Source organism: Pseudoalteromonas sp. CH_XMU1449-3, assembly GCF_037027245.1.
Taxonomy (GTDB): domain Bacteria; phylum Pseudomonadota; class Gammaproteobacteria; order Enterobacterales; family Alteromonadaceae; genus Pseudoalteromonas; species Pseudoalteromonas shioyasakiensis.
The window spans coordinates 432,982-459,543 of sequence record NZ_JAYMDY010000001.1 but is presented as its reverse complement, the minus strand read 5'-3'; the positions used below and the strand labels follow the sequence as shown (position 1 = coordinate 459,543).

At 40.5% G+C, this 26,562-nt stretch carries 26 protein-coding genes; 7 read left to right on the top strand and 19 right to left on the bottom strand.

The window, feature by feature from the left end:
- Positions 1 to 67: 67 nt before the first annotated feature.
- Entirely contained in the window at positions 68 to 406 is a 339-nt protein-coding gene (locus WA256_RS01940) for a P-II family nitrogen regulator (protein ID WP_054551748.1), read from the bottom strand.
- Between the two features lie 137 nt (positions 407 to 543).
- Here WA256_RS01940 and WA256_RS01935 point away from each other — a divergent pair, with 137 nt between their 5' ends.
- Both WA256_RS01935 and WA256_RS01930 read left to right on the top strand, forming a co-directional pair.
- Positions 544 to 1,092, top strand: coding sequence for a GspH/FimT family pseudopilin (locus tag WA256_RS01935; protein ID WP_130167000.1), 549 nt, complete (start codon positions 544 to 546; stop codon positions 1,090 to 1,092).
- Between the two features lie 72 nt (positions 1,093 to 1,164).
- A complete protein-coding gene (locus tag WA256_RS01930) occupies positions 1,165 to 1,704 on the top strand; it encodes a GspH/FimT family protein (protein WP_335988669.1) in 540 nt (179 codons plus the stop codon).
- Positions 1,705 to 1,710: 6 nt separating this feature from the next.
- On the opposite strand, the gene WA256_RS01925 is transcribed toward WA256_RS01930, so the two are convergent.
- From WA256_RS01925 to murJ, 15 genes are all read right to left on the bottom strand, one after another.
- Positions 1,711 to 2,136: a type IV pilin protein gene (locus WA256_RS01925; protein ID WP_058585466.1), complete on the bottom strand. Its 426-nt coding sequence runs from the start codon at positions 2,134 to 2,136 to the stop codon at positions 1,711 to 1,713.
- A 153-nt stretch (positions 2,137 to 2,289) separates the two neighbouring features.
- Positions 2,290 to 5,505, bottom strand: coding sequence for a pilus assembly protein (locus WA256_RS01920; protein WP_063528195.1), 3,216 nt, complete (start codon positions 5,503 to 5,505; stop codon positions 2,290 to 2,292).
- A gap of 12 nt (positions 5,506 to 5,517) precedes the next feature.
- Complete coding sequence (locus WA256_RS01915; protein ID WP_130166997.1) at positions 5,518 to 6,030, bottom strand: pilus assembly PilX family protein; 513 nt, start codon at positions 6,028 to 6,030, stop codon at positions 5,518 to 5,520.
- 451 nt (positions 6,031 to 6,481) lie between these two features.
- Positions 6,482 to 9,508, bottom strand: coding sequence for a PilC/PilY family type IV pilus protein (locus WA256_RS01910; RefSeq protein WP_335988663.1), 3,027 nt, complete (start codon positions 9,506 to 9,508; stop codon positions 6,482 to 6,484).
- A gap of 15 nt (positions 9,509 to 9,523) precedes the next feature.
- Complete coding sequence (locus WA256_RS01905) at positions 9,524 to 10,006, bottom strand: pilus assembly PilX family protein (protein ID WP_058585470.1); 483 nt, start codon at positions 10,004 to 10,006, stop codon at positions 9,524 to 9,526.
- Positions 9,994 to 10,983: a PilW family protein gene (locus WA256_RS01900; RefSeq protein WP_062564286.1), complete on the bottom strand. Its 990-nt coding sequence runs from the start codon at positions 10,981 to 10,983 to the stop codon at positions 9,994 to 9,996. The genes WA256_RS01905 and WA256_RS01900 overlap by 13 nt, the downstream gene beginning before the upstream one ends.
- Position 10,984: 1 nt before the next feature.
- Positions 10,985 to 11,539 carry a type IV pilus modification protein PilV gene (pilV, locus tag WA256_RS01895; protein WP_062564361.1) on the bottom strand — a complete coding sequence of 185 codons (555 nt, stop codon included), beginning with the start codon at positions 11,537 to 11,539 and terminating at the stop codon, positions 10,985 to 10,987.
- Positions 11,540 to 11,720: 181 nt separating this feature from the next.
- Entirely contained in the window at positions 11,721 to 12,431 is a 711-nt protein-coding gene (locus tag WA256_RS01890) for a LytR/AlgR family response regulator transcription factor (protein WP_181447710.1), read from the bottom strand.
- Positions 12,428 to 13,453, bottom strand: a complete 1,026-nt coding sequence (locus WA256_RS01885; protein ID WP_335988656.1) for a sensor histidine kinase — start codon at positions 13,451 to 13,453, stop codon at positions 12,428 to 12,430. Before WA256_RS01885 ends, WA256_RS01890 begins: the two co-directional genes overlap by 4 nt.
- A gap of 38 nt (positions 13,454 to 13,491) precedes the next feature.
- Positions 13,492 to 14,421 (bottom strand): 4-hydroxy-3-methylbut-2-enyl diphosphate reductase, encoded by a 930-nt coding sequence (gene ispH, locus WA256_RS01880; protein WP_062564284.1) that lies wholly within the window; start codon positions 14,419 to 14,421, stop codon positions 13,492 to 13,494.
- Positions 14,421 to 14,861 (bottom strand): FKBP-type peptidyl-prolyl cis-trans isomerase, encoded by a 441-nt coding sequence (fkpB, locus tag WA256_RS01875; protein ID WP_055020954.1) that lies wholly within the window; start codon positions 14,859 to 14,861, stop codon positions 14,421 to 14,423. The genes ispH and fkpB overlap by 1 nt, the downstream gene beginning before the upstream one ends.
- On the bottom strand, positions 14,858 to 15,358 hold the full coding sequence (gene lspA, locus WA256_RS01870; protein WP_335988652.1) for a signal peptidase II: 501 nt from the start codon (positions 15,356 to 15,358) through the stop codon (positions 14,858 to 14,860). Before lspA ends, fkpB begins: the two co-directional genes overlap by 4 nt.
- Before the next feature lie 9 nt (positions 15,359 to 15,367).
- Positions 15,368 to 18,193 (bottom strand): isoleucine--tRNA ligase, encoded by a 2,826-nt coding sequence (gene ileS / locus WA256_RS01865; protein ID WP_062564283.1) that lies wholly within the window; start codon positions 18,191 to 18,193, stop codon positions 15,368 to 15,370.
- A gap of 25 nt (positions 18,194 to 18,218) precedes the next feature.
- Complete coding sequence (gene ribF, locus WA256_RS01860) at positions 18,219 to 19,145, bottom strand: bifunctional riboflavin kinase/FAD synthetase (protein ID WP_062564282.1); 927 nt, start codon at positions 19,143 to 19,145, stop codon at positions 18,219 to 18,221.
- 73 nt (positions 19,146 to 19,218) lie between these two features.
- Positions 19,219 to 20,799, bottom strand: coding sequence for a murein biosynthesis integral membrane protein MurJ (gene murJ / locus WA256_RS01855; RefSeq protein WP_335988648.1), 1,581 nt, complete (start codon positions 20,797 to 20,799; stop codon positions 19,219 to 19,221).
- 243 nt (positions 20,800 to 21,042) lie between these two features.
- On the opposite strand from murJ, the gene rpsT reads away from it, so the two are divergent.
- The gene (gene rpsT / locus WA256_RS01850; RefSeq protein ID WP_054561913.1) at positions 21,043 to 21,303 is read left to right on the top strand and encodes a 30S ribosomal protein S20; all 261 of its coding nucleotides are present in this window, start codon (positions 21,043 to 21,045) and stop codon (positions 21,301 to 21,303) included.
- A 98-nt stretch (positions 21,304 to 21,401) separates the two neighbouring features.
- Here rpsT and WA256_RS01845 read toward each other — a convergent pair whose 3' ends face one another.
- Positions 21,402 to 21,785, bottom strand: a complete 384-nt coding sequence (locus WA256_RS01845) for a response regulator (RefSeq protein ID WP_054561914.1) — start codon at positions 21,783 to 21,785, stop codon at positions 21,402 to 21,404.
- Between the two features lie 151 nt (positions 21,786 to 21,936).
- Between WA256_RS01845 and WA256_RS01840 the strand changes: the two genes are divergently transcribed.
- The 3 genes from WA256_RS01840 (at position 21,937) to smrA (ending at position 23,456) form a co-directional block, all read left to right on the top strand.
- Positions 21,937 to 22,380: a hypothetical protein gene (locus WA256_RS01840; protein WP_054561915.1), complete on the top strand. Its 444-nt coding sequence runs from the start codon at positions 21,937 to 21,939 to the stop codon at positions 22,378 to 22,380.
- A gap of 100 nt (positions 22,381 to 22,480) precedes the next feature.
- A complete protein-coding gene (locus tag WA256_RS01835) occupies positions 22,481 to 22,726 on the top strand; it encodes a hypothetical protein (RefSeq protein WP_054551958.1) in 246 nt (81 codons plus the stop codon).
- 148 nt (positions 22,727 to 22,874) lie between these two features.
- Entirely contained in the window at positions 22,875 to 23,456 is a 582-nt protein-coding gene (gene smrA, locus WA256_RS01830) for a DNA endonuclease SmrA (protein ID WP_054561916.1), read from the top strand.
- A 62-nt stretch (positions 23,457 to 23,518) separates the two neighbouring features.
- On the opposite strand, the gene WA256_RS01825 is transcribed toward smrA, so the two are convergent.
- Complete coding sequence (locus WA256_RS01825) at positions 23,519 to 23,653, bottom strand: hypothetical protein (protein WP_335988640.1); 135 nt, start codon at positions 23,651 to 23,653, stop codon at positions 23,519 to 23,521.
- Between the two features lie 98 nt (positions 23,654 to 23,751).
- On the bottom strand, positions 23,752 to 24,672 hold the full coding sequence (locus WA256_RS01820) for a 2-hydroxyacid dehydrogenase (protein ID WP_304636511.1): 921 nt from the start codon (positions 24,670 to 24,672) through the stop codon (positions 23,752 to 23,754).
- Positions 24,673 to 24,795: 123 nt separating this feature from the next.
- Here WA256_RS01820 and WA256_RS01815 point away from each other — a divergent pair, with 123 nt between their 5' ends.
- Positions 24,796 to 26,514, top strand: coding sequence for a lysophospholipid acyltransferase family protein (locus tag WA256_RS01815; RefSeq protein ID WP_062564279.1), 1,719 nt, complete (start codon positions 24,796 to 24,798; stop codon positions 26,512 to 26,514).
- Positions 26,515 to 26,562 lie beyond the last annotated feature (48 nt).

Below are 26,562 nucleotides of genomic sequence, written 5' to 3'. Positions count from 1 at the left end.
GGCGCCTTTTTTAATGTTTGCGGTTGAATATACCCAAACCACCTCAAGGTGCGAGTTTCAGTTGGAATTAAATCGCGTCTTCATCTTCTTCAGCGGTACGAATACGTACGACACGCTCAACGTCAGTGACAAAGATTTTACCGTCACCAATTTTACCTGTTTGCGATGTTTTAACGATAACATCGATAGCACGGTCAACATCTTCATCGCTTAATACGATATCTAATTTTACCTTAGGTAAAAAGTCCACCATATACTCAGCACCGCGATAAAGCTCGGTGTGTCCTTTTTGACGGCCAAAGCCTTTTACTTCGCTTACCGTCATACCTGTGATGCCCACATCTGATAATGCTTCGCGCACATCATCAAGCTTAAATGGTTTAATAATTGCTTCGATTTTTTTCATTTCGGATTACTTATTATTTCTCGATTGCCTCGATTTTAGACAATCCCATTGCTGATGGCAAACAAAGCTATGAATTACGGTGATTAAATCAGCAATCATGATATTATTAAACAAAGTGATTCAAAATAGAGACAACAATGAAATCATTACAACGGGGTTTTACATTATTAGAGCTAATGGTCACGCTTGCCATTGTGGGTATCGTTGCACTGATAGCACTATGGGATAGCTCAGACATGCTTGAAAATGACCGTGCAGAGAGCTATTTGTTAGAGTTAAAACGCACACTCAGTTTTGCACGCGCAAAAGCAACAAGTAGTGATGCAATTATTGTTGTTTGTAGTGGCAACACTTCAAGAGTTGAAAGTAACAGACGAGTTCCATGTTTAAACGATTGGAGCCAAGGTACTGTATTCGTCTTTTTCGATTCGAATCAAAATGGCGTTTATAACCCAAGAGTTGGCGATATCATTTTAAGAGTCATGGAAGAAGTTCCAGAAAGCAGTCAGTTAAATTTCACTGGAGATAATTCTATTATTTTTGATACCAGCGGTATGCTCACGTCAAGTCAAGGAAAGTTCACTTACTGCCCTTCAAAAGCTGATGACGATAATAACAAACAACTAGAAGTACTTACCTCAGGGACTGCTTTATATATTGGTACTACGACAGATGTCTGTAATTAAGCTTGGTAAATTGACAGCCCACACTCTCGAATTATAGTTAAATAAACAGTCGCAAATTTGGAGTCTTCAAGGATGAAGGCATTTACAACTCTGCGCAGCCTCAATGGGGCGACGTTAATTGAAAGCCTCTTAGTGCTATCAATTTTATCACTCCTGCTGCATATCGCCTTATTTGAATATAAGCCACTTCTGGCTACAAACCGTTTAGAAAGCAACATGCAAACGGTGAAAAGAGCACTGCAGTTTACTCGCCTAAAAGCGCAAACAAATGATGCCTATGTCACCTTCTGCGCCTTAAAACACAACAGATGCAACAAAGCTATATGGCACAAATCGTTAACCGTTTTTGTAGACAAAGGCGAACTAGGTGTATTTGAAAGTGGTGATACTAAACTAATGGAAATCGAAGCAATAAGTAAGTTCGACATGCTGACGTACCAGCGTCATGCAGTTACGTTTGGCCCTGCGGGTATGCCGATGGGATTAGGCAATGGCACTTTTACCTACTGCCCAGAATATAGTAAAGCAAGCCTCAAAGGGCTTGCAATTAGGGTCAGTCCGATAGGCCGAGTTAGATTAATTGATACAGATAGGTGCCAAACTGATAATTAATAAAGCTTATTTACCCCAACAGGTGCTTGAGTCAGCAGAACCTGTTGACGTTTTTAAACCTGTATCAGAAATAGACAATGTTTCACATTCAGCATCTTGTAATGGTGGGCCAGATTTAGGTGTTGCCTTAAATGTAAATGTACCTGCATCATTATCTACCTTAACACTAATGGTATAAAAGTTACTTTCTGTTGTCGTAGAAACACCTAAATCAGCAATTGTGCTTGTATATTCTCGGTTATCGACAAAGTATTGCTCTTGTTTATTAGCTGCATCTAATAACGAAGTAATTGCCTCAGTTCGAGCGGTACGTTTTACGTGCTCAAAATAACTAGGAATAGCAATGCTAGCGATGATCCCCAAGATAGCTACAGTAATCATCAGCTCGATTAGCGTAAAACCATTATGACTCTTTGTTCTTATAAAGTTCATATTTTAAAAACCTATATAATTGTTTTTTAGAGGAATTACCTCTATTTGTTCTTATTTTAGATGGCTAACAATAATTATGCAATTAAGGCGAGTATTTAAATAGCTACCACATGCTCTGCCTTAACATGTAAGGCAGAGCAGTCACTTAGTGTTTTATTGGCTATTATCGTTTCGCTCTTGCTTATAAATGAAAGTTTGTTGTGTTTTAAAGCCAAAGCCAATAGGTACTGCATCACTTACAAGTTTAATTTTACCATCTTCGATAACTAAACCTGGACCTTGGATCTCTTGTACTTTCAGTGGATTTTGCTCACCTTTGATACCTGGACCAATGGTTAAAAACTGGCTTTGCTCTTTAACCTTTTCATCTGTGTTGTCATCACAGTAACCATCGCTATTACCATCAACACAGCTGTCACCTACACCAAAATAAAGTTGAGGAGTATCAGGAACATCATTCGAGGTAGTAAATTTCAAGCTGTCATACACTTTTGTACCGTAATGTAAGTGGAAAGCGTATAAACTTCCTGAACCACCAGTTAGTGAACACTGATTCGCTGTTTCTGTAGATGAAGCTGGTGTATAGGTTGTGAAATAAGCGACACCACCGATAACTGTACTTGCTGCAAGGGATTTTTCACCTGCAGAAGCTAAATTGTAATACCAACCGTGATACTCACCTAACTCAATTTCTAAGTCAGTAAATTTATCAACGTCGTCCAGTGCATTTCCAAATGGATCAGAATCCATATTCATCAAGTCTGCTTGTGTAATTGCTGCGGGTACATCACTACCAAGGAATGGCTGAGTTACCGTATTGATATCACGGATCATAAATAACTGATCGTTGGTAACAGTGCCCGTTGGTTTAGAGCGATTACCACTGCCTATTAGCACAGCATCAAATGGCGTATCAATTCGTGTAGTTACTGTTTCACCATTGACGGCCGTTTCTGATACTTTGCTGAACATAGTTCTTGCAATCAAAGGCTTATAGAAGAAGCGGCGATCTTGGGTTGAAAGTGCACTCCCTAAGCTTGCTAATTTAAAATGTGTCCAGGGGTTTTCTGAATCTGTGGGGCTGTCAGAAGGCATATCAACACGCCACACATCACCGCCTGTATCCGTTGCATATAGCCTATCAATATAGCCATCATAGTCAGAATCTAAGATACTAATATCTGATGCAATACTATGCTTACCTAAAAAGCTATTCTCACTCGGCGTTAATGCCCACACTTTTTTACCCGTTTGCGCGTCAACAATAAAAATACCACGTCCATGAGTGTCGTCTGTACGAATAACATTGTCTTTGTTTGTATCATAACCCGCGCCAAAAATAAGCACTGGTCTATCTTTGTAACCGTCTAGATTCACATACGTCACTGTAGGTTTAGACCAAGTTTGCCCTAACTCTTTAAAGTCGCCTGTGCCACCTACAATTGGTTGATCCCACAGTAGACTTGGCGAGTCTGGGTTAGTTATGTCGAGTCCGTAGTAGTAATTTCCACCGCGTCTTAAGCCAAAGAATGCCCAAACTCGGTCTGAGCCATTTACTACTCCATCACTATTTTTATCATCAAAGAATACTGAGATTGGCCCGTCAACACCATAAACCTTGGTATCTGCTTGGTTATCACGAAGTGGCTTTATTATTTTATACAAGCTTCTGGGGATAAACGCCCAGCTTTCACTTAGCACATCATTTTTATCTTGGAACATGTGCAAGTAACCGGCATTAGTGCCTATTAAAACTCGGATATCATCATTACCATAATCAATTGTTACAGGTTTTGAGTGCAGCGGATCACCAAATATGTCTTTACGTGAATCCGTTGTCGATCCATCTTTGTCTTCATCATCAACATCAAGACCTCTTGACCAATTAATAAGGTCTTCAACTTCATCCGGATCAGCTTCAAAATCAACGGCAGCCTTGTCTATAGTTCCATAATGGAATACAACCCGATAACGGGTAAAGTTAAGCATGCGGCCGTTGACATTTGTTAGTACTTTACGCCCTTCATTTGGCACGCTAGAAGAGTTAGACAAATACAGGTTTACACCACCTAACTCAACTGAATTACCATCAGCGCTCTCACCACTAGGCAGCCAAAAAGTTTTAGCGTCTTTATCGATTAAACCATCTTCATTTAAAGCAGGTTTACCATCTCTATCGATAATTTGATCGCCAGATACTTTTAGCTTTTTCAGATTTCCGCGCCAACGAGCCCCTGTTTTAGGATAAAACATCGCATAATAGATTGATTCGCGGCTGCGTGTTTGGTCAACATTGTTACTTGCAATTGATGGTGCCGTGAAAGTATCGTTCACTTCTCGAATTTGAGTAATGGTATTTTTAAGGGCTTCAGAAAGTTGCTCTGCAGTATTGGCATGTAGGTACTTACCGCCACCTTCAGCTGCTGTTTCTGATAGTAAGCGCTTACCATTATCACTCATTCCAGAACCAAAACCTATGGTATAGACTCGACCTGTTTCGTGAATGTCTGTCGTCGTTGGCCTTAAATCAACTTCAACATCATCAGTACCGTGAATAATCTTTGCAAGCTTGTGTAAATACACTCCGGCAATTTTATCGCTATCACTTAAATAACTACCAAAATACGAATTGTGTAACGCACTAATATTAGAGTCTTGTTCATTATCAGAACCAGCTGACGGGTCACCGTCAGTCATATAGATAATGTTAACTGAGTTATCACAGCGCTTTATTTCTTCTGAATTATCAAACGGGGAAATATATGAGCTGTTATAAGCAATGCGAGGCTCATCCCAACAAACATACCTCCATCCCCTGTTATAGCGCCATTCACATACCTCCTCCATATATGTACTTGTTTCGGTCTTCTCTATGGACGTATCACGTAGTGCGGCATTAACTTTTTCACCATAGAAAAGACTTTGCCCTGTTATATAAAGATAGGCTTCCCAAAGCGTTTCGGTCAGTGGTGTCCCGCCATCGGCTGGAAGCCCTGCAATTGTGGTCTTTAAGGCTGATATATCTGAACCAATGCCTGCAAGTACATAGCCACCATTGGTACTGTTAAAACGCATTAAGCCAAAATCAATGTCATCGTTACCATCAACCAGTTTAGTAATAGCATCTTGCGCAACGCCTAAACGACTATCACTACATAAAATATAACCACCTGAGTAGCCACAACTGTTACCTGAACTAGTTGAAAAAGCCATACTACCTGAGGTATCAAAAACAATAAGAACCCGAGGTTTTTCATCTAGATTGGCATTGTGATTGACATATAATTCAATATCTTCAGCGTGACCCAAAAAACTAAACACTGCTAAAGAAGTTAGCAGTATACGTTGAGTTATTTTTTCTAAATTCATCACTTTTCTCCACTAACCACCGGTATTGAGGCTAGCCATTTCTTGGGCAACGCCTGTGCTGATCGTTAAGGTATGTTTACTCTTAGTGCCATAAGTAATAGTGGTATCTACTTGGACCATGTTACATGACACACCGGCGGTAAAGTTAAATTTACGTGGGCATGGTAAATCTAGCGCACCATTATTTAGATTTGTCATAGTATTAGATGCGCCATCCATATCATCCATACCAAAACCGCCCTCAGGTATTTCAGATGCCTTCATTAAAAAAGCACTATTGCCACCTGCTGCCGCTTCATTAGCAATAACTTTTTGCACTGTACCAATTAAGCTATTTTCTGCAGTCTCACGCTCTTGAGCTGAGTTTGTAATTTTTATATCTACACTGCTGCTATTCATTAAAGTCACAGCTATACCTGTCACAGCAACGACCATAATCAAAGCAATAATAAGCACAATGCCTTGCTGTTTTCGTATATTAGGAACACTGTTTTTTCTATTTCGATTAATTGAAAAGTTTTTCATAGCAAACCTTCGTGTTGATATTTCATCTACATCTCGCCTAGTAATATCCAAGTCAGCAAAACAAAATCAGGTAAAAGTGTTTTTAAATTTAAAACACGCAACCAATTAATGCTAACTAATTAGTATTATAATAAATACACAACATCATTCCAGTTATTTATTAAAATATTTAAAGATTTAATAAAAGAAAAAGAAGAAAGTTAAAAAATAAAATCTCAATTAATTTAAAATGTTACAAGGCGCCTAGAACCAAGAGAAAAAATCAACCAAATTACAACAGGTTAAATGTAAACTTTTCAGGACAAAGTTAAGATAGGAGATTATAAATACTAGATAACCAGCAATAAAATAGCCATTATAAAAAACATTCAACCCAGACAAACCCCCGGGTTGAAAACACATTTTCAATAAAGAAAAAATTAAATATAAAATTAAGAAACAAACAGTTTAATCATAAGCTATCATCATTTCTTTCTTGCTTATAAATATAACTTTGATGAACTTCTAATTTAAGTGGTTCCTCATCATAAAGCTGAACATTGCCATTTTCATCAACGCTAGGAGTTGGCCCATTAACTACTTTAGCCGCAATTTTCTCACAGTTTTCAGTACAATTTGGGTCTGTATTTGGTAATGGAAATATATACACATCACCATCTTCAACATACATAGTTGGTGTATCTGGTAGTTCTGCCGCTGTTGGGGTTCTTAACCAATCATACACTTTGGTCCCATAGTGAAGATGAAATGCATAAAGATAACCTTGTCCTTCTGCAATTGAGCACTGTGAATCCGATGATGAACTGGTATCTGGTTTATAGGTAGTAAAGTAAGCAACGCCTCCTAACACGGTAGCCTTCGAAGTAGCCTTTTCACCCCACCCCAAATTATAAAACCAACCATCTTTTTCAGCTAAATCAGCTTCTAATTCAACAAAGTCTTCCAAACTGTCGGTCAATTTGGCAAACGGATCACTATTTACATTCATTAAATCTGATTGCCAAATTAAATCTGGAATTTCATCCTCTTCAAAGCTTCGAGTTACTGTATTTACATCTCGAATCATATAGAGCTTATCAGCAACTTTTAAATTCAATGGATCTGTGCGATCACCACTACCAATCAGTACTGCATCAAATGGGGTATCAATTCTTGAGTAAGTTGTTTCATCATCAAGTGTTGTTTCTGTTACTTTACTGAACAGAGTTCTTGAAACATATGGCTCATAAAAAAAGCGGCGGTTATTATTACCTAATTTTGCAAGTTGAAAGTGCGTCCAATTTTTTTTGTTGTTTGTTGCCAAGTCAACTCGCCAAACTCCACCACCAGTATCACTTGCATACAACCTGTCAGTGTAACCATCGTAATCAGAATCAAGTAAATGTATGTCTGACGCTATACTGTGCTGCCCTTTAAAGCCACCTTCTGAGTTTGTTAACGCCCAAACTTGTTTTCCAGTTTCTGCATCAACAATGTATAAGCCTCGCCCTTTAGAATCTGTTGAGATTGAATTATCTTTATTCGTGTCGTAGCCAGCACCAAAAACCAATAGCGGTCTATCTTCATAGCCTTTAAGGTTGATAAATGTAATTTGAGGTTTAGACCATGTTTGTGCTAGTTCTAAAAATTTTCCATCACCACTTTTTAATGGCCCTCCCCACATCAGAGAAGGTGAATTAGGGTTAGTTATATCTAAACCGTAATAGCTATTACCACCTCGACGTAATCCGAAAAATGCCCATACCCTGTCATCATTATTAACGATGCCGTCTTCGTTTTTATCATCAAAATAAACGGTTATAGGGCCATCCACTCCATACACTTTTGTGTGTAACTTTTTATCGCGTAATGGCTTAATAATTGAGTACAGTTCCGCAGGCATAAATGCCCAGCTTTCGCTTAATACATCGTTTCTGTCCCTAAACATATGTAAATAGCCCGCATTAGTACCAATAAGAATACGAACATCATTGTAGCCGTAATCTATCGTAACAGGCTTAGAGTGCAGTACATCACCAAAAATATCATGGCGAGAATCATCTGTTGAACCGTCCTGATCTTCATCATCAACATCAAGTCCACGAGACCAGTTTATAAGATCAAAGACTTCATCGGGGTCTGAATCAAAATCAACTGCAGCCTTAAATCGATTTCCATAATGGATTATGACTCTGTAAGCCGTAAAGTTGAGCATTCGACCACCAGATAAGTTTGTGATCACTTTCCGGCCTTTATTTGGAATACTCGATTGTTCAGCTAGATAAGCATTTACACCGCCTTTCTCAACATATCCACCATCAGCAATGAGATTCCTGTTGGATTGCCAATACGTTTTTGCTGTTGATAAAATCGCCCCGTCATTACCAAGGGCGGAGGCAAGGTTGGCATCAACTACGACACCACCAGATACTTTTAGCTTTTTAAGGTTCCCTCGCCACCGAGCATCGTTTGAAGGTAAAAACATAGGAAAATAAACTGCATCACGATGTGATAATTTATCTGAATTATTTGATGCTACCGATGGCGAAGAAAAAGTTGAGTTGACCTCTCTGATATCGGTAAGAACATCATCAAATGCATCACTTAGCGCTTTTGCAGACTCTGCGAAAATATAACTACCCCCACCATTATCAGCAGTCGCCTGTAAAATGTCTCCTGCGTTTTTAACTAAGCCTTTACCAAAACCAATCGTGTAAACATTTGCGCCATCTACAACACTTGTTTCAGGGTATATATCCCTATTTTCTTTCTCTTTACCATGAAGAATTGTTGCCATTGAGGGTAAATGACTATTACCCACTTTTTTAGGTGAAGTGCCATAAATACTTTTATATAAGTTTTCTATATATTTATCCTGACCGACATCATAGTAAGGTTCACCGTCTGTCATCAATATAATATTTACGCTATTATCGCATCGTACTGGATCACCTGAGTTCTGCTTGAAAGGAGAAATATACTTACCATTTGATTCTGTTGAACTATCTCTTTTAGCTGGTTCAACCAGATTCGCGAAAAAAAGGTCATCTCCTATTAAGTATCGCCATGTTTCAGTAATAGTTTCAACTAATGGGGTTCCTAATTCTAGATCAGTGATGTCCCAATTTCTGAGAGTATTTTTAATCGCATTATGATTTGTTCCAATCCCATGGACAATATAACCACCAGTACCTTTAATAAGCCGCATTAAACCAAACTCAATATCAGTATTGTCATTGATTAATTTAATCATCGCCTCCTGTGCGACTTCTAAACGACTTCCTTCAGGGCATAGTATTAGTTTTCCTTTATCTCTACAGGCTTTGCCCGTTTCTATAGAGAATGCCATGCTATTTGATGTATCAAAAACAAGTAAGACCCGTAATTTTTCGTCTTCCGCTACGTCATAATTTACATATAGATCTATATCTTCAGCATAAAGGTTTTGGCAAAATACACATGCAAAAATAAAAAATAGGCTGTTTAACTTCATTTTCATACTCGCCTTACTCCATTAATTTCCACTATTTAAGCTCAGCATTTCTTGAGCAATCCCTGTTGTAATAGTGAGGTTATGCTTACTTTTAGAGCCATATTCAATCACTGAATTAATCTCAACCATATTGCATCTTAAGCCTGCAGTATCATCAAAACGTCTTGGGCACCTTAAAGCCATAGGGCCTTCATTTTTGTTAAACATGGTATTAGATGTGTCATTTGTATTACCTAGATCGAGGCCTGTTTCAGGAACTTGCCCTCTACTAAAGAAAAACCGGCTGTTACCTAATTTTTTTGCTTCATTAGCAATGACGTTTTGTACATCACCAATTAATTCATTCTCTGCCGCTTCTCTCTCTTGAGCGGCATTTGTGATTTTAATATCTACACTACTGCTGCTCATCAAAGTCACAGCAATACCGGTTATCGCAATAACCATGATCAAAGCAACGATTAATACAACACCTTGTTGCTTATGCATCATAGTTAAATGCGCCATAAGTTTGCCCCAACATTGTTCAAGCGGATAGTGGTCGTAAATAGTGCGCGTCGGTAGTTATCGTCAAATGTAAGAACGCGGCTATTTGCGTCTTCACCCAATGTATAAGTTTGATTTTTCAACTTAAGGTTTGAATCTGGTAAAAGCGATCTCACAAGTAAGAATACTTGCACTGTCAAAATACCACGGCGATTTTCCCAATCAGTGTTGGTCATCTGGCTGATACTTTTATATGTATCAACACGACTGTTATTTGTAGTATCAAGACCAAACACAAAGTGCATATTTTCTACCCCTTCCATAACCGTTTCAGTTGTCATGCCCCCAGAAGGAGTTAAGCGTTTACGTCTAAGTAAAGGAACAGACACTCTTTGGTCATTAATGGTGTAGGTTTGCTTTGCTATGTAATAAACATGATGTCGATAACGCCAAATCGTAGCATTACCATTTACAGCTGCTGCCGCGATTGGGCCGCGCTGAAACTCAGCAAGCTCTTGCTCGGCAATAAAATAGTAATAGTTATCGCTAGTATCGACAGGTTGAATTTGTAAGCCTTCTAAAAACTTAATTTGCAGTACATCTGTATTTTTCTCAACATTGTTTATACATCCAAGGGCTGAGTTACCGGTTGTTTGCACTGCATAAACGGAGCGAAAGTTACTGGTTGCAGCTGTATCTGGAAAGCTGCCATTATTAAGGCCTTCTGAACAATCATTACCGGGATTTCCTAAACTGTTTGTATTTGCATCTGAGAAAGAGTCTTCATAAAACGTGCCCCAAAAACCAATCTGTTCAATATCACGTTGCATGATATTCATAGCCAGTCTACCAGTTTCTTGTAGCTCACCAATTGTCATCGTGTCACGAGTTGTTGATTTCATGCTTATATAGGTAAACATCACCCCGCCGAGCACCACACCTCCGATGAATAAAGCAACCATCATCTCGACGAGAGTAAATCCATTATGCTTTTTCATATCAAGACCTTAAATAAATATAGCTTTGTAGAACAATCAAACGTCGCTTATCGCCTTTAGAACCACAATCAATTGCAGCTGTATCTTTATTAGCACTAAGTTCTTGACGTCCTTGCCAACTGATCACAACCTCAATATTGAATTCGCTGGCATTGCCTGCAGCAACGGGAGTACTACTAATGCACACAGTTGCATCGTCTAAAGCGCCGGTGTTTTCACGAGCCTGAATTGCACGCACCCACTGTTGTTTATCTAATTCTGCCAATTGCTGAGCACTACATGCTGAGTTATAGCAACTCAAACTCGTATTTAGAGCTGTATCACTATCGAAAGTGCCATTATATAACGCTGCAAAGCCAGGTGAGTCGTTCGCTCGCATACGCTGGATAATGTCATTACCAAGTGCTACAGCAGCTGCACGCTGCATAGAATCAAAGCTTGCCTGCTTCGCTTTTGCTTGCAGGGCCACAGCGCCTAATAAACCAAAGCTTAAAATAACAAAGGCAATAAGCACTTCAATAAGCGTAAAGCCTTGCTGCTCAGAATGTTTAATCATGATGAAGTTCATAGATACTTTTACATACCGTAAGAATATTACGGCACAAATAAATAACAATCTGTATATGGACGAGCGGTCAAAATGCGCGATAAACGGTACTTAAACTTTGCTCAAAGTTAGATAATGACTACTAAAGAAAGTAATTATTGAAGATAAGATGCTGCAATGAAGAGTGTTATTATTTACCCATTACAGCTTTAACATTTTTAAGCTCTCGACGACTAACTGCCAAAGGCTCTTCATACTGCTTCATCGTAACTGTATGCCCACCTGAAGATGGGCTATTAAGGCTAACAATATGTTGCTTATTCACAAGTGTATTACGGTGAACTCTAAGTAGCTGCAGCGGATAGGTTTGCTCTAGTTGCTTTAAACTTTGCTCAACAAGTGCCTCACCTCCAAAAAACACTACTCGAGTATATTTTTGCTCTGCGATACAGCAAACCACATCATCTACATTAACTCGTCGTATTACACCTGCAAGTTGATAACTAATGTAGTTATTTTCGGGGGCAGTTACTTGAGTACGGTTTAATTTACTCAGTTGCGTCATTGCTTTGGTTAATGCCTGCTCAGAAACAGGTTTAACTAAATAGCCATCAACAGCGAGCTCAAATGCAGTTAATGCGTGCTCTGAATGGGCCGTTAAAAACATAACTGCAGGCGGGATCGAAAACTGTTTTAGCTCTGCGGCCACTTCAAGGCCAGACTGCTTAGGCATATTAATATCAAGCATTACTAAATCGGGCTGGAGCTGCTTACAAAGTTCAATTGCTTGCTCACCATTACTTGCTTCACCAACAATAGTGCAACCTTCATTTGCAGCTAATAAACGTTTTATACGTGCCCTTGCTAGTGGTTCATCATCAGCAATCAAAACTTTTATCATGCATCCCTCTGCTTTGGTATTACCAGCTTCACTCTAAATACATCATCACGAATTGTGGTCGTCAGCTGTGCTTTTTGTTGATAGAAAAGCGTCAAACGTTGGCGGATATTATCCAGTGCCATCCCATTTCCTGTTCGTGAGTTATTCACTTCTGCAGCTACAGGGTTCGTTATAATGAAGGTATAAGCTTTATCCGATTGATGCATTTCAACAGAAATATTGCCTTGTTCTGCGGGCTCGACTCCATAAAATACAGCATTTTCAATAATCGGCTGTATTGTTAAACACGGAATATCAATGTCTGGCAACTCGTCAGGCAATTTCCAGCTTAATGCTAGGCGTTCGCCATAGCGCCAACGTTCAAGTGCCACATACTGCTGGCATAAAGTGATTTCATCAGCAAGCTTTATGGCTTTACCGCTACGCATTGCGGCCTGCGAAAGCGCCGCCAGCGCCAAAATTGCTTGCTCAGCCGCCTCAGCATCATAATGTGTCAGCTCAGCAGCAGTGTTTAAACTATTAAACAAAAAGTGAGGACGAATTCTTGCTTGTAAGGCATCAAGCTCAGCCTGCGCTAACGCTTTCGTTTGTTGCTCTTTTTGATTATGAATAAGCAAAAATTGGCTGAACAACGCGGTGACCAAAAATATGATCAGTAAATTACTGACAATAAAGTTAGCCCTCGACTCCATAGCAAACACATCTGAAAACACTGACAAAAACAGCCAACTAAAAACATACGTTGATGCCAGTAATGTAAATATCAGAATAAATAGCTGCTTTGAATGTGACTGCTCTGTAAGTAAAGCTCGGCACACATACAGTAACGACAAGCTAGAAAGAAAGATTAGATGTAAAAAGCAGCTAAATATAGCAAGGCGTAACCAAACATCACCTAAACTCATGGGTGAGAAGGCGAGCAAAATAGCAATGACTTGGCTGACGATCAGGGTGGCAAGGACACCACGAGATTGAAAAAGAGCCGCAATCAGCAAGCCGTTTGAATTTGGCTGTTTGCTCATGGGCTCCTCTTTTAACTGTTGACTACTATTTGCTTAGATTAGCGTAGCTCAACAGGAACGGCAAATACTATGTTCTCTTCTTCACCAGGATTTTCAACAACTTGATTGCCACCCAATTCTTTTAGACGAGCAATTACTTGTTGAACTAAAACTTCTGGTGCAGATGCACCTGCAGTCACACCCACTGCATTGACACTGTTGAACCAATCCGCTTCAACATTACTCGCATCATCAATTAAATAAGCAGTGGTGCCCATTTTGTCAGCAAGTTCTCGTAAACGATTTGAGTTAGAGCTATTTTTAGCCCCTACTACAAGCAGCACATCCACTTTATCTGCTAAATCACGGACTGCATCTTGACGGTTCTGCGTAGCATAACAAATGTCATCTTTACGCGGGCCATCAATTGCCGGAAACTTAGTACGAAGTGCATCAATTACATCTGCCGTATCATCTACAGATAACGTCGTTTGGCTACAGTAAAACAGGTTTTCAGGGTTTTTAACCGTTAGGCCAGCAACATCTTCAGGGGTTTCTACTAAGTAAATACCACCCGCTTCGTTGTCGTACTGCCCCATTGTGCCTTCTACTTCAGGATGACCATGGTGACCAATTAACACGCACTCAGTGCCTTTACGACTTGCGCGTGTTACTTCCATATGCACTTTTGTTACCAGTGGGCAAGTGGCATCGAACACTTTAAGGTCGCGACGCTTTGCTTCACTACGAACAGCTTGCGATACACCATGCGCACTGAAGATAACAATGCTGTCGTCAGGAACCTGATCTAGCTCTTCAACAAACACAGCACCGCGATTTTTTAAGCCATCAACAACATATCGGTTGTGAACGACTTCATGGCGCACATAAATTGGCTTTTCAAAGATATCCAGTGCACGCTCCACAATGCTAATTGCACGGTCTACACCTGCGCAAAAGCCACGTGGATTCGCTAATAAAATGTCCATTAACCTGTTACCTCTAAAATATCAACTTCAAAGGTTAAGCGCTGCCCTGCAAGAGGGTGGTTAAAGTCAATCGTGACTGAGTCACCTTGAACTTCACGAACAAGACCCGGAAGCTCTGTGCCATCTGGTTGAGTAAAGGCAATAATATTACCTACTTCAGCTGGAGTATCTGCACCAAACTTACTGCGGTCAACATAATAAATGTTATCTGGGTTTGGCTGACCAAATGCATCTTCTGGCTCTAATGCAAATGACTTACTGTCACCAGCAGCTAAACCGAGTAAACACTTTTCAAAGTTTGCTGTCAGGCTACCATCACCCATTCGCAATTTTGCAGGTTTATTATGTACCTTGGTTGAATCGGCTGCTGAGCCATCTTCTAACTTAATTGAGAAATGAAAGATCACTTCAGAGTTTTCACCAATTACAGCTTGGCTCATGCTTGTTGCTCCTTAGGACTTTCGCCTGTGAAGGCATCAAATAAAAGTAATGCGGCACCGATACAAATTGCACAATCGGCAATATTAAAAACAGGAAAGTGCCAGTTTTCGTAATATACATGCAGGAAGTCAATAACATAGCCATAAGCGATACGGTCGTATAAATTGCCTATTGCACCGGCTAATACTAACGCATAAGCAGAACATAATACTTTGTTCGTCGCTGGCAAACGCTTCAGCCACCATACTAAAAGCACACTGATCGACACTGCAATCAAACTAAAGAACCAACGCTGCCAGCCACCTGAATCACTTAAAAAGCTGAAGGCTGCACCATAATTATGTACATAAGTGAAATTAAAAAATGGCAGAATATCAATCGACTCTTCGTAGGCCATGGTACTAACGACAAGTGATTTTGTCGCATAGTCTACTACCAAAAGTAGTAGACTAAGCCATAACCAAACCAAGCCACTTTTTCCGGCTAGTTTGCTCACAAACAACTCCTATGCGAACTGACGCTGTTCACCATCGCCATCAACATTGCTTACACAACGGCCACAGATCTCAGGGTGAGCAGGATCAGCACCTACATCATCACAGTAGTGCCAACAACGCTCACATTTTTCAGCGGTTGTTGCAGCAACTTTAATGTATAAGCCATCAATTTCTGTAGCTTGCGTATCTTCTGGCTGTGCTGTCACAGTTTCAACGGTTACGCCTGACGTTAATAGTACAAAGCGCAGTTCATCACCTAATGCAGCTAATTTCGCGCTTAGCTCTTCACCTGCATAAATGTTTACGTTTGCTTGTAGAGTAGCACCAATAACTTCTTCTTTACGAGCTGCTTCTAGTACACGGTTTACTTCATCACGCACGTTAAGGATTGTTAACCAATCATCGTTGCTGAATTTACCTTGTGAAGAGGCTTGCAAGCCATCGTACCATACTGAAGTGAATACAAACTTGTCACGCTCACCTGGTAATGCTTCCCAAATTTCTTGCGCGGTGAAGCTTAAGATCGGTGCCATCCAACGCGTCATTGCTTCGGCAATGTGATAAAGCGCAGTTTGACATGAACGACGCGCATGACTGTCGCTTTTCGCTGTGTATTGACGATCTTTGATTACGTCTAGGTAGAACGAACCAAGCTCACCAGTACAGAAGTTCATTAGCTTTTGCGTTACAAGCAGCATTTGATACTTGTCATAAGCCGCTAAGATTTCATCTTGAAGCTCAGCTGCGCGGCCCACAATCCAACGGTCAAGCTCAACCATGTCTTCAATAGCAACTTGATCAGTTTTTGGATCAAAACCATTTAAATTCGCAAGTAAGTAACGGCTCGTGTTACGAATACGACGATAACGGTCTGCTGAACGTTTAAAGATTTCATCAGATACAGTCATTTCAGCTGTAAAATCAGTTGATGCAACCCATAAACGTAAGATGTCAGCACCTAGTTTGTTCATCACGTTTTGTGGCGAAATTACGTTGCCTAATGATTTAGACATCTTGCGGCCATTTTCATCAACCGTGAAACCATGTGTTAGCACTTGCTTATATGGCGCATGACCATTAATAGCAACCGATGTCATCATTGACGACATAAACCAACCACGGTGTTGATCAGAACCTTCTAAGTAAAGATCAGCAGGACCGGTTAAATCTTCACGTGCATCAACCACACATGCGTGAGTCACACCTGAGTCAAACCATACATCTAGCGTATCTTGTACTTTCATGTATTGCTCAGCATCATCGCCAAGTAAGGTTGCTGGATCTAAGTCATACCAAGCTTGAATACCTGATTTTTCAACCAGCTTCGCAGCTTCTTCAATTAGCTCTTCGGTATTCGGATGAAGCGCACCAGTGTCTTTATCAACGAATAATGCAATTGGCACACCCCATGTACGTTGACGTGAAATACACCAATCAGGACGGCCTTCAACCATGTTTGCAATGCGGCTCTCGCCCCACTCAGGTAACCACTCAGTCTTTTTGATTTCGCTTAATGAATCTTGACGAAGGTTAGCTTGGTCCATACTTACGAACCACTGTGGCGTAGCACGGAAGATAATAGGAGTTTTATGACGCCAGCAATGTGGGTAGCTGTGCGTAAGTGCATGATGATGCAATAACGCATTGTTTTCAGTTAATACGTCAATAACGCTCGCATTCGCTTTAAATACGTGCTGACCTGCAAACATTGGTGTGTCAGGTAAGTAAACACCGTTAGCACCAACTGGGTTAGCCACTTCTAAACCATAAGCAAGACCTGCCGCGAAATCCTCTTGACCGTGACCAGGTGCAGTATGAACAACACCAGTACCAGAATCAGTTGTTACGTGATCAGCAACAATCACAGGCACTGTGAAGTCATAGAATGGGTGAGCAACCTGCAAGTTCTCAAGTGCCGCACCTTTTACATAACCGAGTACGTGGTAATGTTTGAAGCCATAACGGTCCATAGCATCTTTAACTAGCTCAGAACCTAAAATTAGACGTTGCTGTGCACCTTCATCATCAATTTGAACAAGGGCATATTCAAGCTTTTCGTGAACCGCAACTGCACGGTTAGCTGGTAATGTCCAAGGTGTTGTTGTCCAGATTGCTGTGCTAACAGCACCTGTACCTTCATGGCCTTCAGCAAGTTCAAACGCATTGATTACAGCATCTTGATCAGCAAACTGAAAACGCACATCGATTGCTGGAGACTGTTTATCTTGGTATTCAACTTCCGCTTCAGCAAGTGCTGAACCACAATCTGTACACCAGTGAACAGGCTTAGCACCTTTGTGTAAGTGACCATTTTTAATGATGCGACCAAGTACGCGAATTGCATTCGCTTCAAAGTCAAAGTTCATTGTTAAGTAAGGCTTATCCCAGTCACCAAATACACCAAGACGTTTAAAGTCTGTTTTTTGACCTTCGACTTGTTTTTTTGCGTATGCGCGACATTTTTCACGGAACTCAGCAGCAGACACCTTAACGCCTGGCTTGCCCACTTTCTTTTCAACCATTAATTCAATTGGTAAACCGTGACAGTCCCAACCCGGCACGTAAGGTGCGTCGAAGTCAGACAAAGTTTTTGACTTAACAATAATATCTTTAAGAATTTTGTTTACCGAGTGGCCTAAATGGATATCACCGTTTGCATACGGAGGACCGTCATGCAAAATGAAGGTTTTTTTACCTTTTTTAGCGCTGCGAATTTGACCGTAAAGATCGTCTTCATACCATGTCTTAAGCATCTTTGGTTCACGTTGTGCCAAATTGCCGCGCATTGGAAACGCTGTTTCCGGTAAATTCAAAGTATGTTTGTAGTCGCTCATTAATCCTACTTTCCGTATCGGCTACCTAATTTAAACCAAAACACTGCTTAGCGGCGGTTACATCATCTGCAATCTGCGCCGTCAGTTGTGTTAATGTCTCGAATTTTTTCTCATCGCGAAGCTTTTTAATTAGCTCCACGTGCATAAATTGTCCGTAAATGTCTTGCGCAAAGTCGAAAAGATGGACTTCTAGCAATGCGCGTGTTCCATTAAATGTGGGTTTGTTGCCAATATTTGCAACCCCATATAATTCTTTATCACCAACTTTAGCTCGTACCGCAAATACCCCATTTACAGGGCATACTTGGCGTTTTAGTGCTATGTTGGCAGTTCTGAACCCTAATTCACGACCTTTCGCCCAGCCATGAATAACACGTCCAGAAATCGCATAACCATGACCTAACATGGTTTTTGCATCTTCTAATTGCCCTGCAGCAAGCGCATGGCGAATAAGGGTACTACTGACTCTATCATTGAGTCTGCGAAAACTTGCAGTACTTTTCACATCCATGTTCAGCTCAGCGCCCATGGTTTTCAGTAACGCAAAATCGCCACGACGACGTTTGCCAAAACAAAAGTCATCACCAACAGTTAATGCTTTAACGCCTAGCTTTTCAACCAGTACTTGGCTGACAAACTGTTCTGCTTCCATGTTGGCAAATTGCTGATTGAAGCTAATGCAAATCACTCGCTCTACGCCTAATTTAGCAAGCAAACTGAGCTTATCACGTAGTCGCGTTAAACGCGCGGGTGCATTATCTTTAGCAAAAAACTCTTGTGGCTGAGGCTCAAATAACATCACGGTACTTGGCAATTGATGCTTTTCTGCGTCTTGCAACAAGCCTTTAATCACTTCTGCATGACCTAAGTGCACGCCATCAAAATTACCAATGGTCAACACACAGCCATAATGCTGCGCGCGAATATTGTGAATACCTCTAATTAACTCCATGCCACCTTTTTGCCTTTATCAGCGAGCCCAAAACATTGATATCGGGCTTGAAGGGCCGATTATAATCTTTTTTTTAGTTTGATTCAGTAGTTGCAACACTTTTTATCGTATTTAGTCGCACACCTAAAATAAATAAGGCCGCAAAGTAAACAAAAACCGCCAGCACTAATAACCCACTCAACAGCAACACTTGCTCAGTAAAGTGCCATGTTTTCCACGTAAATTGCTGGCCAACATACCACACTGCAGCAGCCATTAATAAACTTGAAAACAAACACTTAAAGGTGAAGCTAAGGCTCATCGCAGAAAACTGATAAACGCCTTCTTTACGTAATTGATGATACAACAAATAGGCATTACAACTGGCCGACATCGCAGTTGCTAATGCTAAACCCAAATAGCCAATAAATGGAGCCAACATAATGTTAAACACCATATTTAACACCAATGTTTTAATGCCTATTTTTACCGGCGTTTTAGTATCTTGACGTGAATAAAAACCTGGAGCTAACACCTTGATTAACATAAAGCTAACCAGTCCCACTGAGTAGGCCATCACACCGTAACTTACCGCCTTTACATGATCAATTTCACCGTTTTGAAACGCACCATGATCAAATAAAACCGTAATAATGAGCGGGCTTATCACCATTAAACCAAACATGGCCGGCAAGCCTAAGAAAATAACAAATCTCACCCCCCAGTCGAGGGTTAGTTGAAAATCTTTTGTGCTTTTGGTGCTATGTAGCTTAGACAATGCGGGCAGTATGACCGTTGCTATACCGATACCAAATAAGCCAAGAGGAAACTCAATTAAACGGTCTGAGTAGTAAAGCCACGCGATAGAGCCGGTCATCAACATCGAGGCGATCATGGTGTCGAGTAACAGGTTTATTTGACTGATAGACACGCCAAACAAGGCTGGTAGCATGAGTTTTCGGACTTTCTTAACGTTTTCATCTTGCCAGCCCCATTTAGGGCGGCTCAACATGCGGGCACGATACAAAAATGGCAACTGGAACAATAACTGTACTAAGCCCCCTACAAACACGCCGATGGCAAGCGCGTATGCCCCCACCGAAAATTTATCGTGTAGAAAAACAGCACACGTGATAATTGATACATTCAACAGCACAGGGGTAAATGCAGCCACCGCAAAGCGATTATATACGTTCATAACCGCACCACTTAGAGCAACCAAACTCACAAAAAATAAATAAGGGAAAGTCAGCTTTAACAGTGCACTAGCCAGTACGAACTTTTCGGCATTTTCGCCTCCTTGCCACCAGTCGATAAACCAGCCAGTACCAAATAAAGCAGCTATGACTGGAGAGGCAACCACCCCAAACAAGGTGACAATTAATAAAATAGTTCCCAACGTACCGGCAGCTTGAGCCACAAACAGCCTGACTTTATCATCGCCTTGTTGCTCTTTTATCTCAGATAAAACCGGCACAAAAGCTTGGGCAAAGGCTCCTTCGGCAAACAAACGTCTTAAAAAGTTAGGAATTCGATTGGCAAATAAAAACACATCCGCAGCAGCACTGGCACCTAGCAGATTTGCCACAACAGCATCTCGTACTAACCCTAAAATACGCGAGATCATCGTCATTGCACTAACAATCATCCCAGAACGAAATAATCCTTTTGCCACCTTAAACCCATTATCAAAAAACTTCTAAGATGGGCGATTATGCCTAAAATATCTTTAAAGCACTAGGCTCGAACCCGACCCTTTGTTACAATGGCGATATTAACTGCTAAAGCGGCAAATTGATGTTCGTTATAAGGAGCAGTTTTTCTTGAGATGTCAAAATTTCGTTGACATTCATGATAAAAACAGGCATATTCCACGGCCTTTAAATTAAGCTTATTTTAAGATTGTTAGGAGCAAACCTTGGCTAACATCAAGTCTGCAAAAAAACGCGCTATTACGAGCGAAAAAAATCGTCAACATAACGCAAGCCGTCGTTCAATGATGCGTACTTACTTCAAAAAAGTAGTTACTGCTATTGAAGCGGGCGACAAAGAAGCTGCACAAGCGGCATTCGCTGTTGCAACACCTATCCTAGACCGTTACGCAACTAAAGGTCTAATCCACAAGAACAAAGCAGCTCGTCATAAGAGCCGTTTAGCAGCTAAAATCAAAGCGCTGTAATTTGTTTTTGATGAATATGAAAAAACCGGCTTTTGCCGGTTTTTTTTTATCTGTAATTTAACAAGGCACGTGTTATATATGCCTCATTAAAGTACTAGCTAGACAATTTCGAGCTCTGGGTAAAACTTTTTCAGCATAGCGGCAATCTTCTTAGGTGTGAAAGGTTTTACTACAAACCCTTTAGCGCCCTTCTCAATCGCTTCTTTAACGTTTTCTACTGTTGAATGAGCTGAAACCATTACTACGTTTGCTTCAGGCGAAATTTCGTTGATTTGCGAGATAATCTCTTTGCCGTCACCATCGGGTAATTCAATATCTAAAAAGATAATATTGAACTCTTTTTCTTTACATGCGCTTAAACACTGCGCGGCCGTAGAAGCCTCACGCACATTATCGATACCTAGGTGCATTAATGTTTGATTTAAAAAACTGCGAACTGTGCCTACGTCGTCCACAATAAGAATTGAAAGCTGCGTATCCATACTATTCCTCTTAAACTATGAAGATAAACACTCATTGCACTGTAGAGTGTAACGCATTTAAGCTATAAGTGATTTGAATTTGACTATTATATCAAAAACTTCGTTATAATCTCATTATAGAGACCTATGTTTAAAAGGCCAGATAAGCTTTATGTCTAATAAAATAAAAAAACAATCTTTGCTTGGTAAAACACCTGCACGAAAAAAACCAACACAAGCAAAGCGCCAAAGACCCGCCCCCCAGCAACAAGCGCGTGCACAAGCTGCGCAGCAAAGCGTTCCTGAAGTCGAACTTAAAAAAAGTAAAACACGCTGGTATGCGCTCGCAGCAGTTGTATTAATTCTGCTAATTACGCCCAAACCTGTGTTAATCACTTATGAAAAGCTAGGTATGGTCTCGCAAAGTGTATTTTGGCCAGGGGTTTTTGGTTATGGTGCAAACTTATTTGATTCAACCCTCAGCCCCCGTGCAGACCTAAGCCGCAACATTATTTACCTGTGCCAGGATAAGCGCAAACCAGATACCTGCCAGAAGTATCGCGTGACAGAGCAAAGTGGTTTTTTTGCTGCCATGAAAAAGCTAATAATGGATTAAAAAATCTAATCCGAAAATTTAAAATTACTTGGTTGAAAGCTGTGTAAAAGATCACCATAATGGCGCTCCTTTTTCAACACAGACACGATCAGATACGACCATGCTAAACGAGCTAGATTGGCTTTTAAACTTAACGTTACTTGCACTAGGACTAGGTGCATTTTTTATTAACCAGCTTACATTACTGCGTTTTGCAGCGATTAGCGCGTGTAGTTTATTATTTTTATCGTTTAGTTTAGATCTGATGTCATCAAGCGTTATCTCAAATATGAGCTTGGTGTTGATCAACACATTTTATTTATTCAAGGTCTACACATTTGGCCAATTGAATATCAATCAAGGTTAATCTTCTCCTAAGATAAATTGATAGAATAGGCTATCCCATCTATCAGCTTTTATGCCCAAGCAGCCCTCTGCTTGGGCTTTTTTTTACTTACAAAATGATTGAACTGAGATACCATATTAGTCGTATATAAATAATTTGGAGGTGCACTGTGTCATTAAACGACTTCGACTTATTTCTCTCATCAATGGAAGACGTAAAACCTCTTAAGCATGACACTGTTCAGTTTGATTCTACGAAACAGGGCCCTTCTTTAGCGCAACAAGAAAAACGTAAAGCAGCTGAGTGTGATTTAGCAATTGATGAAAACTATTTACGTACTGAATTCGTTGAGCTATTAGATCCTCATGCCATATTGGCATTTAAAAAAGATGGCGTACAAGGCCAAGTATATAAAAATCTGCGTTTAGCTAAATATCAACTCGATGCCACGCTTGATTTGCATGGTCAGCCTCTTCAACGAGCGCGCAGTACGCTTTTTAATTTTATTGATGACTGCCATAAACGAAATATTCGTGTCGTACTAATTCGCCATGGTATTGGTATCAAAAATAAATCACAGCCGGGTATTTTAAAGAGCTATACCAATAAGTGGCTGCAAGAAATTCCAGCGGTTTTAGCCTTTCATAGCGCCCTTAAGCATCATGGTGGTAGCGGTGCGACGTATGTGATGATTAAAAAATCAGACGAGAAGAAACACGAGAACAGAGAAATCCATTCAAAAAGAAGTTGATAGAATAAGTGATTGAAGTGCAGCATAAAAACATGCTGCACATATTAACTGTGATTGGTTGGTTATGATTGGCAAACTTCAATAGCCTGAGCTGGCTGCTCCGACGCATTCGCTTGATTAAACCATGCTGAAACACCAAGAACGATTACTGACACTACGACTAGACTAAATTTAGCTCCACCTTGATTAGATTTCATAACGCCTCTTTTTTTATTATTGTTTTTTTATTGAGCAACAACAGAATAGCAAAGTTACAGATGTTAACAAGGTGTATGTTAAACTAATTTGTAATGTGTCAATAACCTTTTGTTCTATCAACCTGATTTATTAGACTTTTACCTTCAATTAATCTTTTTACATTACCCGCAATTTGCAGCGTCACAGTCTCTAAATCTGACAATGCAGCACAGTGAGGTGTTAAGGTCACCTTTTCATGAGACCAATAAGGATGCACCTTAGGTAAAGGCTCTTCGCTGAACACATCAAGGGTAGCGCCACGTAATTGCTCACTATCAAGAGCTTCAAGCAAGTCTTCATCGACAACATGCTTGCCTCTGGCAACATTAATAAGCACCGCATGATTTTGCAATTTACTTAGCAGTGATTTGTTAATGATACCCTGAGTGTGTTGGTTAAGTGGCAGCAAGCACACGAGATAATCAATTTGACCAAGCATGTCATCTAATCCCTGCTGTGTGTAATAGGTACTTACTTCAGCATCGTGTTTTTCACTATTAGACCAAGCACTCACTCTAAAGCCATTTGCGAGTAAACGCTTAGCACAGGCTTTACCTAGTTCACCATAACCCAAAATACCCACATGTTGATGTGAATACGCTCGCTTTGGCTTCCAAGTACTGGCTGATTGTTTTAAATAATATTCTTTGAGTCTCAGCTTGTGTGCCAACACATGGGTCAACACGTACTCTGCCATATCATTTGCAAGATTATCATCAACAATTCTAACAACGGGGACATGCGCAGCTATCTTCGTTAAGTCGATGCTATCAACGCCTGCACCAAATGAAGAAACTGCTTTTAAATTTACTAGCTTAGGCCATAAATCAGCAGGGGCATTCCAAGCCAGTACAAACTCTACAGCTTCGTAGTCGGTGCATTCAGACCAGAGCTGCACGTCAACCTCTGGTAATAACGCTTGTAATCGAGCAATTAATTGGCTGCAATCTCGGCCTGTTACAGCTACAAGTAAAATCATTGTCTTCTCCATTTTGCCTCGTACTCGAAGCGCTCTTTAAAAAGTCACACAACTGCAACCTAACTGTCACAGCGAACTCTTACCCTAACCTCATCGCTGAATGCGTTTATGTTTGAGGTTTGTATGATCAGTGTTGATAAAGTAATAGAAGCAAATTTACCACAGTTAGAAAATTCACCAAAAGTAAAAGGCTTAGTAAAGAAAGGTCTGGGTTATTTATTACATGAGCAAGAGTTTGTTGCCTTTGGTGATGCATACCCACACTTACAAGGACTTGAGTTTGTAGAGCAAGTACTTGATGAGCTAGACTTTGACACGCGCTACAAGCCAAAGCAAATGGAACATATTCCTAGTGAAGGTAATGTCGTCATTGTCGCTAACCACCCTATCGGCTCTCTTGATGCATTAGCGCTAATAAAAGTCTTATCAAGTGTGCGCCCTGACTTAAAAGTCGTTGCAAACCGCATGCTGATGTCAATCACTCCGATGCACTCATTACTCTTACCCGTTGATAACCTCTCTGGTACAAGCAAAAAGAAAGAGCTGGCTAATATCCAACAGCATTTAAAATCAGACGGTGCGTTATTAATCTTTCCTGCAGGAGAGGTGTCACGCTTAAGTCCAACGGGCATTAAAGACTGTAAATGGAATACTGGCTTTTTACGTATGGCAAAGAAAGCCAACGCACCTATTTTGCCAATTTACATTAAAGCGAAAAACAGCCCGTTATTCTATGGCACCTCAATGATCTACAAACCCTTAGCCAGTTTGTTGTTAGTCAAAGAGATGTTCAAACAGCGACAAAAATCATTAGAGTTTGAAATTGGCGCGTCCATCCCACCTGAGTCATATTTAATCGAGAATTTAAAAGATAAAGAAATAGCTCAGCTGATAAGAAAGCAGTTGTATCGACTTATCACTAAAAAACCGCTGCCGTTAAAAACGCAAACCCCCATTGCCAGCCCAGAAGCAACGAAAGACCTTAAAAAAGCCATTGAAGAGTGTGAGCTATTAGGTGAAACCTCTGATGGTATGAAAATTTACTTATACCAATACTGTGGTAGCTCACCAATTTTCCGTGAACTAGGACGACTACGTGAAATTGCGTTTCGGGCAGTCGGTGAAGGCAGTGGCAAACGCCGAGATATAGATAAATACGACATGGATTATCAACACCTTGTACTGTGGGATGCTAAACAACTTGAACTAGTTGGCGCATACCGACTTGCCTGCGCACAAGACATCATAGAAAAACATGGCCGCAAAGGTTTATACACCGATAGCCTATTTAGCTACAGCGATGATATGGCGCCGTATTTTGAAAAGGGCATTGAGCTCGGTCGCAGCTTTGTGCAGCCCAAATACTGGGGTAGAAAGAGCCTAGACTATTTGTGGTTTGGCATTGGCGCATTTGTGAACCGCTACCCGCAATACCGCTATTTGTTTGGCGCAGTTAGCGTATCTAACGCACTCCCCGAGCAAGCTAAATCACTACTCGTTCATTATTACCAGCATTATTATGGTGCTAAACAAGTGTTAGCTATCCCCAATAATGAATATCGCCATACCGAATCACAAAAAGAACAATGTGCTCAGCTATTTGCTGGGGATGACATTAAAGAAGACTTTGTTGAACTTAAGCATGTACTTGCCAATATTGGCGCTCAAGTCCCTACCTTATTCAAACAATACACGGAGCTTTGCGAACCTGGTGGCGTACAGTTTTTAAGTTTTAGCATCGATCCTGAGTTTAATAACTGCATTGATGGTTTAGTGCTTGTCGACTTAGATAAAGTGAAAGCGAGTAAAGCCAAACGATACTTAGGACAGACACGCGAATAGTCGTTATAAAATAGCTAAAAAAGCCGGCACGCTCGCCGGCTTTTTCTT